This window comes from Pseudoalteromonas sp. T1lg21, from assembly GCF_002964625.1.
Taxonomy (GTDB): domain Bacteria; phylum Pseudomonadota; class Gammaproteobacteria; order Enterobacterales; family Alteromonadaceae; genus Pseudoalteromonas; species Pseudoalteromonas gelatinilytica.
Genome location: NZ_PQBX01000060.1, coordinates 77,464 through 92,289, shown reverse-complemented (window position 1 = coordinate 92,289; position 14,826 = coordinate 77,464). Strand labels below are relative to the sequence as shown.

Annotated in this window: 13 protein-coding genes; 4 read left to right on the top strand and 9 right to left on the bottom strand. The window is 41.9% G+C overall.

From position 1 onward, the window contains the following. Nucleotides 1–11 precede the first annotated feature (11 nt). The 6 genes from C2M25_RS14295 to C2M25_RS14270 all read right to left on the bottom strand — a co-directional run bounded on the left by C2M25_RS14295 (nucleotide 12) and on the right by C2M25_RS14270 (nucleotide 7,116). On the bottom strand, nucleotides 12–1,229 hold the full coding sequence (locus tag C2M25_RS14295; RefSeq protein ID WP_063706359.1) for a hypothetical protein: 1,218 nt from the start codon (nucleotides 1,227–1,229) through the stop codon (nucleotides 12–14). A gap of 129 nt (nucleotides 1,230–1,358) precedes the next feature. Further along, nucleotides 1,359–3,029 (bottom strand): choline dehydrogenase, encoded by a 1,671-nt coding sequence (gene betA, locus C2M25_RS14290; RefSeq protein WP_105181407.1) that lies wholly within the window; start codon nucleotides 3,027–3,029, stop codon nucleotides 1,359–1,361. Beyond that, nucleotides 3,029–4,492 (bottom strand): betaine-aldehyde dehydrogenase, encoded by a 1,464-nt coding sequence (gene betB / locus C2M25_RS14285; protein WP_105181406.1) that lies wholly within the window; start codon nucleotides 4,490–4,492, stop codon nucleotides 3,029–3,031. Before betB ends, betA begins: the two co-directional genes overlap by 1 nt. Nucleotide 4,493: 1 nt before the next feature. Then, the gene (gene betI / locus C2M25_RS14280) at nucleotides 4,494–5,084 is read right to left on the bottom strand and encodes a transcriptional regulator BetI (protein ID WP_105175290.1); all 591 of its coding nucleotides are present in this window, start codon (nucleotides 5,082–5,084) and stop codon (nucleotides 4,494–4,496) included. A gap of 293 nt (nucleotides 5,085–5,377) precedes the next feature. Continuing rightward, a complete protein-coding gene (locus C2M25_RS14275; RefSeq protein ID WP_105181405.1) occupies nucleotides 5,378–5,845 on the bottom strand; it encodes a nuclear transport factor 2 family protein in 468 nt (155 codons plus the stop codon). Between the two features lie 89 nt (nucleotides 5,846–5,934). Beyond that, nucleotides 5,935–7,116, bottom strand: coding sequence for an MFS transporter (locus tag C2M25_RS14270; RefSeq protein ID WP_105181404.1), 1,182 nt, complete (start codon nucleotides 7,114–7,116; stop codon nucleotides 5,935–5,937). 110 nt (nucleotides 7,117–7,226) lie between these two features. Between C2M25_RS14270 and C2M25_RS14265 the strand changes: the two genes are divergently transcribed. Beyond that, on the top strand, nucleotides 7,227–8,114 hold the full coding sequence (locus C2M25_RS14265) for a LysR substrate-binding domain-containing protein (RefSeq protein ID WP_105175293.1): 888 nt from the start codon (nucleotides 7,227–7,229) through the stop codon (nucleotides 8,112–8,114). Between the two features lie 98 nt (nucleotides 8,115–8,212). Then, nucleotides 8,213–9,301 (top strand): alkene reductase, encoded by a 1,089-nt coding sequence (locus tag C2M25_RS14260; RefSeq protein ID WP_105181403.1) that lies wholly within the window; start codon nucleotides 8,213–8,215, stop codon nucleotides 9,299–9,301. On the opposite strand, the gene C2M25_RS14255 is transcribed toward C2M25_RS14260, so the two are convergent. Both C2M25_RS14255 and hrpB read right to left on the bottom strand, forming a co-directional pair. Next, the gene (locus C2M25_RS14255; protein ID WP_105181402.1) at nucleotides 9,298–9,735 is read right to left on the bottom strand and encodes an MBOAT family O-acyltransferase; all 438 of its coding nucleotides are present in this window, start codon (nucleotides 9,733–9,735) and stop codon (nucleotides 9,298–9,300) included. The genes C2M25_RS14260 and C2M25_RS14255 overlap by 4 nt on opposite strands. 150 nt (nucleotides 9,736–9,885) lie before the next feature. Continuing rightward, the gene (hrpB, locus tag C2M25_RS14250) at nucleotides 9,886–12,306 is read right to left on the bottom strand and encodes an ATP-dependent helicase HrpB (RefSeq protein ID WP_105181401.1); all 2,421 of its coding nucleotides are present in this window, start codon (nucleotides 12,304–12,306) and stop codon (nucleotides 9,886–9,888) included. 169 nt (nucleotides 12,307–12,475) lie between these two features. Between hrpB and C2M25_RS14245 the strand changes: the two genes are divergently transcribed. Beyond that, the gene (locus tag C2M25_RS14245) at nucleotides 12,476–13,243 is read left to right on the top strand and encodes a substrate-binding periplasmic protein (RefSeq protein ID WP_234003585.1); all 768 of its coding nucleotides are present in this window, start codon (nucleotides 12,476–12,478) and stop codon (nucleotides 13,241–13,243) included. 196 nt (nucleotides 13,244–13,439) lie between these two features. Further along, nucleotides 13,440–13,637, top strand: a complete 198-nt coding sequence (locus C2M25_RS14240; RefSeq protein ID WP_054562286.1) for a CsbD family protein — start codon at nucleotides 13,440–13,442, stop codon at nucleotides 13,635–13,637. Between the two features lie 40 nt (nucleotides 13,638–13,677). On the opposite strand, the gene C2M25_RS14235 is transcribed toward C2M25_RS14240, so the two are convergent. Beyond that, entirely contained in the window at nucleotides 13,678–14,823 is a 1,146-nt protein-coding gene (locus C2M25_RS14235) for a lipase family protein (protein WP_105181400.1), read from the bottom strand. Between the last annotated feature and the right edge of the window lie 3 nt (nucleotides 14,824–14,826).

Genomic DNA, 14,826 nt, shown 5'->3' with positions numbered 1-14,826 from the left:
GTTGGTTTCCCTTAGCTAACTGTTTCTATTTTTGTGTAATCTAATTTATTGTCTTTTGGTGAACCTTCGATATTTTTCACTGTTTTTAACTTGCTGTAGCCAATAAACGCAGCACAGCCGAAAAATAACGCAATAACGAGCGCACCAACCCATTGGATCTGTAAAAAGTCGAACTTAAACAACAGGGTTAACAATGAAAGCGCCACCACATTTAAGGCAATATAATTAAATTTACCTAAACGTTTCACCGTTAAGTTTAGATTATCTGTGTATAAACGGATCAAAGAATCAAGTGAGTTGATCACAAACACCACACCAACAAACACCATAGCGATGTTTTTCAGGCCTGCTGTTGCAATACCCGCTTCATGATATTGATACAAAACACTAAACCAGATAGCGATTGGAATAGACGGGAAAATCAACATAGCCGCCAGCACTTGGTAAGTTTTTAAGCCACCCACAAAGCGCGAAGTAAATTGACCAATCATGATGCTCCAAGCAAACCACCAAAACAGGTAGAAGGCATGGTAATCATTTAGTGGTAATACAAACTCATTGATGTTGCCAAAGTAACCACCGATCAAAGTAAGGTTATCAACAAATGCTGATGTTTGTGCATCAGAACCCACAAAGGCACCGAACCACATAAATGCGATTAAAGCGATAAACAACCAAGTAGTAGAAATACTTAAAAAGCGTACATATTTAATGTCTGTGCTCGAATAAACAGCAAAACAAATCGCTGCAAACACCATTAAGTAGAATGTCGGAATAATTGACTCACCATCACCAAGCGACGGCAGGTACCAAGGTAAATTCGACAGCAGTAAAAATGCAGTAAATGCGCATGTACCAATAATAACGATGTTATTAATTAGTCTTACCCAAGCAATTTCAAAGAACTTTACTTTGGGTTCTATTACGCAGAAATAAAAGCACGTAAGGAAATAAAATCCCCAGATCAAGAAGCCCCAAAAGCCAAACTCGATGGCTAATGGATTGGCAAACGCATACTCTGGGCTTGCTTTTATGTCTGCATAACCTGCAAACTCTGTCAGTGGAAACATAATCAAGCCAACATCTAGGCCCGATGTAAATAAAATTGCAATGAACGTAAACGTTCTAACCGGTGTGACGCCAACACACCTAACCGTACCCCATTTAAATAAAATAACCGCAATTGCTAACAGGGTAAAAATGATGCCAGCACTAAGCCAAAAGGTCATAGTTACCCCCCCAAAATAAGTAATAATACTTCATTGTTTCTCCAGTTTTATTCCTCGCATTAACGCACCACAAACAACTCGTGATGCGCGCCACTGCAAGCCCCACAGCCGAAACTGCGGGTGGCCTTATTAGATCTCCGAACTACGCTGCGTTGATTGCCATTGTTTTTCCATGGCAACATCTGCAGTTGATGCCGATAACACAGGCTTACCTAAAATGTGGTCCGCCGCTTTTTCTGCCACCATAATGGTTGGCGCATTTAAATTACCGTTTGGAACGGTTGGGAAGATAGATGAATCCACAACCCGTAAACCTTCGATACCGTGTACTTGAGTTTGCGAGTTAACCACGGCCATCTCATCTTCACCCATCTTGCACGAACATGACGGATGGTAAGCACTCTCAACCGCTTGACGAACAAACGCATCAATTTCTTCATCGCTTTGAACATCTTTACCGGGTTGAATTTCACCATCGCGATATTCATCAAACGCACTTTGCTCAATAATCTCGCGAGTTAGACGTACGCAAGATCTAAAGCCTTCAATGTCATCTTGATGCTGTAAGTAGTTAAATTGGATCTTAGGCGCAACCTGAGGATCCGCCGACTTAATCGTTACTGCACCACGGCTTTTTGGTTTGTTATGCCCAACATGAACTTGGAAACCATGACCATCAAAGGCACTCTTACCGTCATAACGAATGGCTGCTGGTAAAAAGTGATACTGAATATCTGGCCATTCAACACCCGGTTTTGAGCGAATAAATGCACATGATTCAAAATGGTTAGTCGCCCCTAAACCTGAGCGATTTAATAACCAACGAGCACCAATTAGCCCTTTTGAAACAAGGCCTAATTTGCCGTTTAAAGTAATTGGTTGCTTACACTTATATTGGAAGTAAAACTCCAAGTGATCTTGTAAGTTTTGGCCAACACCTGGTAAGTGATGTTTAACCTCAACCCCCGCTTCGCTCAGGATGTCTTTATCACCAATACCTGATAATTGCAGAATATGCGGTGAACCAATTGGGCCCGCACTTAAAATAACGTCTTTTGCTGCAAATGCTTGCTGCTTAGAGCCAGATACTGAAAACTCAACACCAACGGCTTTTTTGCCTTCTAGCAAAACTTTTTCCACTAAAGCACCGGTGACTAGCGTTAAGTTTTTACGTGACTTAACTGGGTCTAGATACTCACGGCTAGCAGAGCTTCTTACGCCATCTTTAACTGTCATATGCATTGGCCCAAAACCTTCTTGCTGGGCTGCATTGTAGTCATCAGTTTGCGCATAACCTGCTTGTTGGCCCGCTTTGATAAAGGCTTTATAAAGCGGATTAGCCATTTCATTACCGTTATTAACCCCTAATGGGCCGTTATCGCCACGGTAACTGTTACCACCTAAGTAAAATGATTCTGCACGTTTAAAGTACGGTAAGCATGCTTGATAATCCCAACCATTAGCGCCGTGTTGCTGCCACTCATCAAAATCTTTGGCATGACCACGTACATAGACCATGCCGTTAATCGATGATGAGCCACCTAACACCTTACCTCGTGGGCAGTGCATTTGACGGTTATCTAAATATGGCTCTGGCTCGGTATGAAATTGCCATGCATATTTGTCAGTATTCATTGGGATTGATAGCGCGGTAGGCATCTTTATAAAAATGCTTTTATCACTACCACCCGTTTCAAGTAATAACACCTTATTGGAAGGGTCTGCTGATAGTCGGTTTGCCAACACGCAGCCTGCTGAGCCAGCACCGACTATGATGTAATCATAGTTCTGTGTACTCATTAAAATGGACTCTCTATATTGCTCATACCCACATAAATCGATTTAGTTTGGGTATAGTGATCTAAAGTTTCGATACCGTTTTCACGGCCGATACCTGATTGCTTGTAACCACCTACTGGCATTTCAGCTGGTGAATTACCATAGCTGTTTATCCAACAAATACCGGCTTGTAACTGGTGGATAACGCGGTGTGCACGCTGAATATCTTTAGTGAACACGCCTGCGGCTAAGCCTAGGTGGGTATCGTTTGCACGCTGAATAACGTCATCTTCATCATCAAACACCAACACGCTCATTACCGGGCCAAAGATCTCTTCTTTAACTATGGTCATGTCGTCTTTACAGTCGACAAAAACGGTCGGTTCCACAAAGTAGCCGTTTGGCGCAGATACTGGTGATAGTGCCTTACCGCCGGTTAATAAGGTTGCGCCTTCTTGAATACCTTTATCGATATAGCCAAGTACTAGCTCTTGATGCTTTTTAGAGATAAGCGCCCCTAAATTCACCTCAGGATCCATTGGGTCGCCAGCAATAATATTTTGCTCAGTGCGTGTTTTCAGCTCATCAATAAACTGCTGATAAACATTTTTGTGCACATAAATGCGCGTACAGTTAGTGCAGACTTCGCCTTGCGTATAAAAATTACCTAACATTGCCGCACTAACAGCTTGTGATACATCGGCATCATCAAATACTAATAACGGTGACTTACCGCCAAGCTCCATGGTCACATCTTTAAGTGAACCAGCAGCGCTTGCCATTACTTTTTTGCCTGTGCCTACTTCACCAGTGAACGACACTTTTTCAATATTTGGGTTTGCTGTTAACCATTGCCCTACTTCAGCAGCGCCTTGCACAACGTTGAATACGCCAGCAGGTACACCCGCTTCGATGAAAATCTCTGCAAGTTTAATTGCGCCAAGTGGTGTTTCTTCAGAAGGCTTGAAAATAACCGCATTACCCGCAGCCAGTGCCGGGCCTGATTTCCAACAAGCAATTTGCAGAGGGTAGTTCCATGCACCAATACCGGCACAAATACCTAAAGGCTCTTTACGTGTGTAGTAAAAGTCATTGCCAACCATTTGTTGCTGACCCACTTGTGCAGGCGCAAGACCAGCAAAATACTCAATTACATCGGCGCCAGTTTCAACATCAACACACTCAGCTTCTTGCCATGGCTTACCCGTATCAAGTACTTCAACTTTTGCCAGTTCATCATTACGTTCGCGTAAGATTGCCACGGCTTTTAATAAAATGCGGCTACGCTCAATTGGCGTCATTGCAGACCACGCTGCAAAGCCTTGTTTTGCGCTTTCGATTGCCGCGTTTTGAATAAACTCATCGGCGATTTCAACGTGATAAATTACTTCATCTGTTGCAGGGTTCTTTACTGCAAAAGTATCGCCAGTTTGATTTTTCAAAAAGTGGCCATTTATAAAATTTTCGTAAACAGGTGTGGTCATTTTAGGCTCCATACTGTTTTATCAGTGAACGAATGTAGTCTTTTACTAATTGCTCACAATGTTCGAATTGATCATGGTCTGACTTACTTAATACGGCTCTTAGCCATAAACCATCGATCATGGCTGCACTTAACTCAGCAGCTAAGTTGGCATCGCTATCGCTCATTAACTGTTTGAATGAGCTTAATAAATTACTAAATAAACGTTTACTATTTACGTTTTGTAAGCGATGCAACTGGGCGTCGTGCATTGAATGCGCCCAAAAGCTCAACCAAGTTTTGGTGTTATTGCTTTGCTGCTGAATGCGTGAAAAGTTTGCTTCAACGATAAACATTAATCGTTGCTCTGGGCTGGTCTGCGGCGTTACTTGATTCAAAAGTGCTTGCTTTAAGCTGGTCAATAAATAACGCACAGTGGCTTCAATTAAGCCCTGCTTACCACCAAAATAATGACTGATAATGCCAGACGATAAGCCTGCCTTTTTACTAATGCTATTTATGGTGGTGCCTTGCAAACCAAGCTCTGCAACCGACTCTATTGTGGCGTCAATTAACTGCTGACGACGAACAGGTTCCATTCCAACTTTCGGCATAATTTTTTATTGATTGAACGTTCAATTAAAATAAAGGTTAAGGTAATGAGCATGGCAATTCAAGGTTGACAAATTGTAAACAACCGCAAAGATACACTCGTAAGTTAAGCTAACTCACTGTTCTTACATTTATTATCCGGAATATAAAAAAGTTTTAAATTTATTCAAAATAAAGCCTAAAAAGTATGAATTTAAGCTGAAATGCGGAAAAAAGAGAAAATTTATTGCTGGCGTATTTTTAATAAAAAAGCGCTTATAAAAGCGCTCATGTTAGGCTAAAAGTTAAGCTAAGTTCATTCGTGGTATTTACGAATAACCGCTATCTTGCCATCTTCGATTTCGAGCACATCCATAATGGTTTGCGTGTATTCAATTTCTTGCTGGTTTTGTGGGTGTATACCTTTAGCGTGATGGGTATAACGCAAAGCAATGGCAGAATCATTAAAAATAAAGGTATCGAGTAAGTTTGCTTGGTATTCAGTGTGCGCCCCAAGGTAAAAAGTCATGCCTTTACGCATCATGGCTTTACCATCTGGTTCTCTTGAATCATCGGTTTGATAAGGTAAGTGTTGATTTGCTACATCGTCAGTTAATAAAGCTAAAAAAGCTTCTAACTCTTTTTTAGTCGCATTAGGTGCTTGTGTTGCAACCATGGTATTAAAGTACTGCTGTGCTAATGCTGTGAGCTCTGGGTTAGCTTGCTTTGCTTGGCTGCTAAATGTGCTTAGCAAGCAAATAGCTAGAAAATAAAGGGGCTTCATCGTTATTCCTTGTGGTTTTAGTTAATGACTAATAATCAAACTACGCACCTAAAATAACGACAAAGCACCGAACTATCAACAATTTAGTTTTAAGCTGTTTGTGGCTTTATGATCTCACGTTTATCTAAATAACCGCTGTATCGTGTTGCAATTAGCGCCGCTAAACTGATGATAGCGCCAATCCAAGCAGTGTCTTGCAATGAGTTGTTTTCAACGACAACACCACCTAACACTGAGCCCAGCGCAATACCGATATTAAACGCAGCAATGTTTAACCCAGAGGCCACATCGACGGCATTGGGTGTAAACTTTTCGGCAAGTTTAACCACATAGACTTGCAGCCCAGGCACATTACCAAACGCAAATGCCCCCCATACAAGTATGGTCAGTACCGCTGCGACTTTAGATTGCATGGTAAAGGTCAGCACCAAAAGCACAATACTTAAAGCGCTAAAGATAATAGTCAGCGCACTAATGGGGCCTTTTTTATCGGCTAATTTACCGCCGTAAATATTACCAACAGCAACCGATACCCCATATACCAGCATAATTAAACTAATGGTGGCTGATGCAAAACCAGTTTGCTGCTCTAAAATAGGCGCTAAATAGGTAAAGGCAGTAAATGTGCCACCATAACCAAGTATGGTCATCAAGTACACGAGTAAAAGCCTAGGCTGCACCATTACTTTTAATTGCTCACTCAAAGTAGCCGGTTTACTTTGCTTTAAATTGCTCGGAATTAAAAAAGCGCTACCAATGAGTGCAATTAAGCCCAGTAAAGACACCACTAAAAAGGTCGCTCGCCAACCAAAGTGCTGACCAATCCAAGTCCCTAATGGCACACCGGTTACTAATGCAACCGTTAAACCAGTAAACATAATCGCAATAGCACTGGCTTCTTTATCTTTACTGACAAGCCCAGTAGCGATGGTTGAACCAATTGAGAAAAACACCCCATGGGCAAGGCCTGTTAAAATCCTTGCGGTGATCAAGCTACCATAACTAGGTGCTTGCCAAGCCAGTAAATTACCGATTACAAATAGGCTCATTAAGCTAAGTAATACATGTTTTCGATTCCAGCGTCCGGTAAGCGCGGTTAATACTGGCGCCCCCACCGCAACACCCAAAGCATACAAGCTAACAAGTAGCCCGGCACTCGGTAACGAAACCGCTAAATCATTAGCGATAGTTGGCACTAAGCCGACAATCACAAACTCAGTGGTGCCTATGGCAAACGCACTGAGAGTTAACGCAAGTAATGCTATTGGCATCACATATCCTCTGTTTAATTTTGAAAGTGCGGCTATTGTGGCTAAAATTAAATTTGCAAAAAATAGCAGTAGTGACAAAATACTTTTGTCAAAAATGAAAAGGTAAAACCATGAGCGTGATCTCCAACACCCAAGATTTAGAAGCATTTATTAGCGTGGTTGACACCGGCGGGTTCTCAAGTGCAGCCAATGCCTTAGATGAGCAAGTTGCAAAAATATCACGGGCGGTAACTCGGCTTGAAAAATCATTAAACGTTACCTTATTCAACCGCACCACAAGGCGCATTGAGCTGACCGAAGAAGGTCAGTTATTTTTAGGCTATGCTAGAGAAGCACTGAGTCAGCTTGCACAAGGCGAAGAAGCCTTAAAGCTTCTACACTGCGCCCCATCAGGAAAATTAAGAGTCGATGCTGCAAGTCCTTTTGTGTTTCACCAATTAGCGCCACATTTAAAAGCCTTTAACCAAGCTTATCCTGACATAAAACTTGAGATCACCAGCCACGACAACATTATCGATTTGCTTGAGCATAAAACCGATATTGCTATTCGTATTGGCGAGCTTGCTGACTCAAACTTGCATGCGCGCACTTTGGGAGTTAGCAAACTACAGCTCGTTGCCAGCCCAGATTATTTAAAAGCGGCACCGCCATTAAATGAGCTAACCGACTTAGCCTCACATCAGCTTATTGGTTTTACCGACGCGCCGCATTTAAATCACTGGCCGCTAACCACGCCTTTAGACCTAAAATTTTCAATCAGTGCATCAAGTGGTGAAACTGTGCGCCAGCTTTGTATTCAAGGTCACGGCATTACCTTGTTGTCGGAATTTATGATCAACGAAGATTTAAAAGCAGGCCGTTTAGTAAAAGTGCTCGAAGGCGAAGTACTAAGCCCTAATCGCCGCGAAAAAGTGCATGCGGTGTATTATCAAAACAGCGGTGTGTCATCACGAGTATTAGCGTTTTTAGACTTTATAGCACCCAGGTTAACGCTCTAGTTTTTGCATTTTTAACAAAAGTGTTTTGTGATTAGTGGCATTAATTTCATAAATAATTTTCGTTATGCTGAAAGCATATTCGCTTTCAAGGAGCCGTAATGAACAAATTATTCGATACTGTACAACTTGCCGGTCATACATTAAAAAACCGCATTGTTATGCCACCAATGACTCGCTCTCGCTCATCACAACCGGGTGATATCGCCAATGAGTTAATGGCCGACTACTATGCACAACGTGCCAGCGCAGGCTTAATTATCAGCGAAGGCACACAAATATCAGCCCTAGGTAAGGGCTATGCTTGGACACCGGGTATTTATACTGCCGAGCAAATTGCTGGCTGGAAAAAAGTAACCGACAAAGTTCATCAAGCTGGTGGCATTATGTTTGCTCAGCTTTGGCATGTTGGCCGCGTATCTCACCCAAGTAACACAGGTGGCGAGCAACCAATTGCGCCATCAGCGATTGCAGCTAAAGACGTTAAAGTTTTTATCGATGAAGATGACAAACCCGATTTTGTTGCCACAGCACAGCCACGCGCAATGAGCCATGACGATATCAAACAGGTTATAAACGAATACCGACAAGCTGCCCGTAATGCAGTAGATGCAGGGTTTGATGGTATTGAACTTCATGCTGCCAATGGTTACTTAATTAATCAATTTATTGATTCAGAGTCGAACCAACGCACCGATGAATACGGCGGCAGTTTAGAAAACCGCTTACGCTTTTTACAACAAGTGACACAAGCGGTATGTGATGAAATTGGGGCTGAGCGTGTTGGCGTACGCCTTGCTCCACTCACAACACTCAATGGGACGGTCGATGAAAACCCGTTCGAAACCTATATTGGCGCAGCAAAAGTACTCAATGACCTTAATGTTGCTTATCTGCACATTGCAGAAGCTGATTGGGATGATGCACCTTTAATGGAGCAAAGTTTTAAGCAAGCTCTGCGTGAAAACTATGCCGGATTAATGATTTATGCAGGCAAATACACTGGCGAGAAAGCAGAGCAAGCATTGGCCGCAGGCTGGGCTGATTTAATTGGTTTTGGTCGCCCGTTTGTTGCCAACCCAGATCTGCCAGCGCGCATTGAACAAGGCATTGAACTGGCTCAGCATGATCCAGATACCCTATTTGGAGGCGGTGCTAAAGGCTACACTGACTACCCCATAACGCACTAAAAAAGGTGGCTCGTCAACCAATAGCTCAATACAATAAAGCTGATGTTGGCGAGCGCTCTTAACCACCATGGAGCAGAGCTAAACTGTATTTGGCTGTACTTGCTTACTAATACCAAAGCGCCCATCACAGTAAACCAAGGAGTAAAAAAGAATATTGGCTTTAACTTCACTAAACTCACAGCTAAATCGTGCAGCGCCCCACTGACGGCAAAAGTAACAACAACCGCACACCAAATCGGCATAATGTCATTGCAAGGCTTCATTACATACCGAGATAAATAATAGCTCCACACCGGATTCCAATATCGCCAAAACAGATAAAACGAGCTCGCACCCAGCGAGCGTCTCAGCATATTGCGCAGCGAATCTTTATGCCCCAGAGGCACACCTATTCGTTTTTTAACATATTGAGCAAGGGTAATAGCTGCAGACACTGGCTTTCTCTTTTTACTAATGACTCAATTAGACTACTAAACAGTCAACAAAAGGGATACCAAAACAAGGCTTGAAATTGTAACGGTTTATGAAGCATGCAGCTCTAAGGCAAGTGAGGAAGCTGAGCTAAGCACTCAGCTTCATTAAAATCACATCTTACTTTTTACTTTATTAGTCGCTTGACTAGATGCGGGGTCGTCTGGCCAAAAATGTTTTGGATAACGCCCTTTCATTTCTTTTTGCACATCGCGGTAACTCGTTTGCCAAAAGTTAGCTAAGTCTTGAGTTAACTGCAGCGGTCGCCTAGCTGGTGATAATAGCTCCATTAATAATGGCAGTTTACCTTGTGCCAGCAAAGGCGTGCAGGTCATGCCATACACTTCTTGCATGCGTACACTGAGCTTCGCAGGGCCATCAAGCTGATAGGTCACTTTTACATTTGAACCACTTGGCACCGTTAATCGCAAGGGGAGCAATTCATTCAATAAACTTTGCTGCTGCCAATCAAAACAGCTTTTAATTGCTTCGCTGTAATTGAACTTTTTTAATTGCTCAAGGTTTTTAATATCATCCAAATAAGGTGCAAGCCATTGGTTATCGGCAATTAATTCATCATGACTTAAAAGCGGGAATGATTCTGGTAACAGCTTACTTGCCAAACTCATTCGAATAAGTAACTGCTCACTGTCGGGCTGTTCATTAAATAACGAAAACCCCTGCTTACTAAATAAGTTTAACCACGCTTTAGTGCGTTCGCTCTTATCTAGGGGCTGTTTACTTGGCTGACTCGCTATGGTGATAGCACCGAGCTTGAGCTCATCTTGATGGATAAAACGCCCTGCTTTTTCATCGTATTCGCAGCGAGTTTGCTCAGTAAATAAATGCGAAAGCTCATCTTCAAGGTCACTTGGCATAAAGGCAACAGCAGCAAAAACACGGTTTCCTTTATGGCCGCCCATATGTGCAATGGCAATATAATCATCGTTATGCCAAAACTCCTCACTTAAGTCGGCGCCCGCACCATTGGCAAGTAAATAACCATTACCGCGCTTTTTGGCTAGGCGGTCAGGAAAAGCAAGCGCCACCAGCAGCGACAAGTACTCTGTTTTAAGCTCATTAACCGGCTTGAGTTGCAAGCGCGATAGCCAATATGTTAATTGCTGCTTAAATACTGGATGCGGTTTGCTGTGCTGGCTATGCAATGCCAAATTAAGATCAGCTGGCATACTAATGCGGCTTTCAAGCAGTGCCGTTAAATACCCCGCTAATACATAAATACCAGGCATGCGCTGCTCTAGTTGCTTTGCCTTAATGAGCATATGCGAGAGGCGAATATCGGCTCCATAGCTCAGCATTTGGCTGCCAAGGGCTGTTAGCTTTTCATTTTCATCAATAGCTTCGAGCATTTTCAAAAGTGCCGTTGCCTGTTTAATCTGCTGGCTACTAGGTGGGTCGAGTAAGCTAAGCTCAGCAAGTGACGCCCCCCACTGCTTTGCCTCTAATAACAATTGACTAATATCACTGGTCAAAATTTCTGGCGCATCATGGCTGTTACGGCGCTCAAAGGTTTGCTTAGAGCCTAATCGATACACAACCCCCGGCTCAATTCGCCCAGCACGACCAGCGCGCTGTATGGCAGAAGAACGAGAAATACTTTGCGTAACAAGCTCTGTAACACCGGTTTTTAAATTGAAATTGGCAGCACGGCGTTTGCCGCTATCAACCACAATGCGTATTCCTTCAATTGTCAAACTGGTTTCAGCGACATTGGTGGTTAATACCACTTTGCGTTTGCCATTTTTAGCAGGCGCGATAGCAGCTTGTTGCTCGTTTTTATTTTGCTCACCATACAAGCTAAATACTTCAACGCTATCACCTAAATCATTTAAAGACTGCTGAACGCGCATGATTTCACGCTGCCCTGGTAAAAATACTAAAGCACTGCCCGTTTGCTCACTAAGCGCCTGTTTTATTAGTGCAGGTATGTCATCGAGCCAACGGCTTTCGTCTTTAAGTGGAATATACACTTCATCAATGGGGTAGCTTCGTCCTTGTGATGAAATAATCGGACAGCTGAAAAACTCACTGTAACGATCGCCATCTAAGGTTGCCGACATCAGTAAGATTTTTAAATCATCGCGAAGTGCCGCCTGTGTTTCGAGGGCAAATGCCAAAGCCGTATCTGCGGCAATTGAGCGCTCGTGAAACTCATCAAAAATAAGTAAGTCTACATCACTAAGCTCTGGGTCATTTTGCAACATACGCGTCAGCATGCCTTCAGTGACAATTTCGAGTTTAGTTGCAGAACTTACTTTTGATTCGCCACGAATGCGTAAGCCGACACTGTCACCGACTTTTTCATTCTGCTGACTTGCCAAATACTGGGCAATATTGCGTGCGGCCAGTCGTCTTGGCTCTAACATAACAATGCGTTTAAAGTGACCTTCGCGCATTAGGGTAAGAGGCAGCCATGTCGATTTACCCGCTCCCGGTGGCGCTTGCAATAAAGCCATTGGGTTACTCTGTAATGTGGTTAACAGGGATTGATAAATATCTTGAACTGGCAGCACGTTAGGTATCTCTTACTTTCTTTTCGCGCATTGTATCAAAAAACTAAAAATTGCGATGGCTATAGGCTTATTTTCTATCTCGGGCTTTAGAAGTGAAAACATTGCATTCTGCCAGTTTAGACTTATTCTTGATTAAACGACCAAACAAAAATCAGAATAAGGAATTAACTTGTTCAGGATTTACACCCGTATTTTAATCACCTTGCTACTTTTAGTTTTCCCGTTTCAAAAAGCGTTTAGTCAGCAAAAAATTACGGTTGCACTTTGCAATACACTACCACCTTGGGTGATGGTTGAAGACAACACAGGTATTATTCCTGACTTACTTCGTGCAACACTCGGTGTTCACGGTTATCAAATACACTTTGTCTACGTTCCCTATGCAAGGCGGATCCCTTTGTATACTGAGACCTTAGTTGATGTTGTGTCTGATATTAATGAAAAAATTATCGAAACCCATCAAATGAGCGGTTACTTTTCAGATATTGCTTACAGCTACGAGAACTTCGCTTTTAGTCTGGCCAAGCAAAACCTGCAGCTTAGCTCTATTGCACAATTAAAACACTTTAGTGTTCTTTCATGGCAAGGTGCAAAAGAATTACTCACACCAGAATATCAAGCAATGGCCAGAGAAAACCCACAATACGCAGAAACCTATGATCAACTTGCACAAGTACAGCTTTTGTATCGAGAGCGCTACGAGGTGATCCAGATGGACGGTAAAATTTTTGATTATTATCGAGCGTTAATTAATATCAATGACGAAATTGATGTCTCTAAACCTGTACAACGATTTGCGTTATTTGGCAAAAACCCCAGTGGCTTTTTATTTCGAGACGAAGCCTTAAGAGACCTGTTTAACGAGAACTTACGTAAACTAAAATCAACTGAAGAATACACGCGGATAATCAATCGCTATACATCTAAGAGCCACTAAGTATCTAAAAACTAGCGCAACAGAAAATATTACAGGCTGATTCTAAAAACTACGTAGTAATTGCAAACTTATAAATTCCACTCATTATATGTAAAATCATAAAATAACTATAAATCAATTAGTTAATAAATTTCACCAAATTGGTACAGCGATTGCTCTTACTAAGATGAATGTTTAACAAAGTAAGGAGATTATGATGAACAGCGATCGTTTAGAAGGCAACTGGAAAGAGCTGAAAGGTAAAGCACAACGTAAATGGGGTGACCTTACCGATGATGATTTAGATAAAATTGAAGGTAGCCGTAAAGAGCTGGTTGGTAAACTTCAGCAAAAATACGGTAAATCGAAGGAAGAAGCTGAGCGTGAAGTCAGCGACTTTGAAAAAAGCCATTAATTTGAGCAATCAATAAAGCCGCTAATTGCGGCTTTTGTATTTATTTTGTTAGAGCTATTGCTTGGCCTGCAAGAGAAAATACATTTGTGAGCATCAATTTCAAAATATGTCTGATGGATGCATATGTAAACGAGATAGCTTTAAATGGATAGCCACAAAAAGCCAGCATGTAACCTAAGATCCCCTTCACATCACTAGTATAGCTTTTAGATAAATCAATACTATCAGTTAGAGCCTTAGCTATTTGATCATAAACGGTAAGTGTATTTGTGTAATGGTTTTGTATAGCATATAACTTACCTGTATCACGTAAATGAGTAATTAACGCTGCGCCTATTTTTCTTGCCCAACGAGAAGTACGAGTGCACTCTAACCGTTTTTCATAATCAAGCCTGACTTCTTCTTGTATTCTTTTTTCCATTCCTCTACTAATAGCAGCATAACTTTTAAAGCTACTAGCAGTATTTAAGTAGCCAGGTGTCGGCTCTGTCATACTATGAGCTTTTGGAGTAATTGTTGCTGCACCATTTAAAATATACTCTTTTTCAGTATGCATAAATGGCCACACCGGCACTAAAGGTACAGGGTCAGCGGCGTGCACACAGCGATAAACATGGTTATTTGTTGCAGCTTCCGTCTGTAAAGCAAAGCTATGATAACCAACTCTTGGAGCACCAAAAGTATAAAGCTTCACATTTGCACCAAAGTGATTTTTTAACCAATTCGCAGCTAAGTTAGCCAAAGCACCGCCTAAGCTATGACCCACAACATGTATATTTAGTTTTTTATTCACTCTTTTACTAAAGAATTGCTCTAGCTGCTTTCTAAATGAGTTAAAGGTATGATTAAACCCCGCATGTACAGGCTGATTATTACTACAGGTACTTAGACCACAATTAAGATCAGTAATCACATCTCGCATTTTAGCTGTGCCGCGTAATGCTAAGACATAATCACCTTCAAATAACCCCTTTTTGCCTTTTGCAATACACCCAAATTCTGTTTTATGATTAAACATTCGCTCTAAAATTGAGCCACTCACACCTTGTACTGATTCCGACTCTAAAGTAAAAAGAGTGCTAACTCTTTCAACATAAGGGTTAGTAGCTATTAAAGCTCGATTATCTAATAGTTCATATGCAATTGCTGCGAAATTAGCTGCAATTGCAGGGCTTAAAGCTTTCATTTT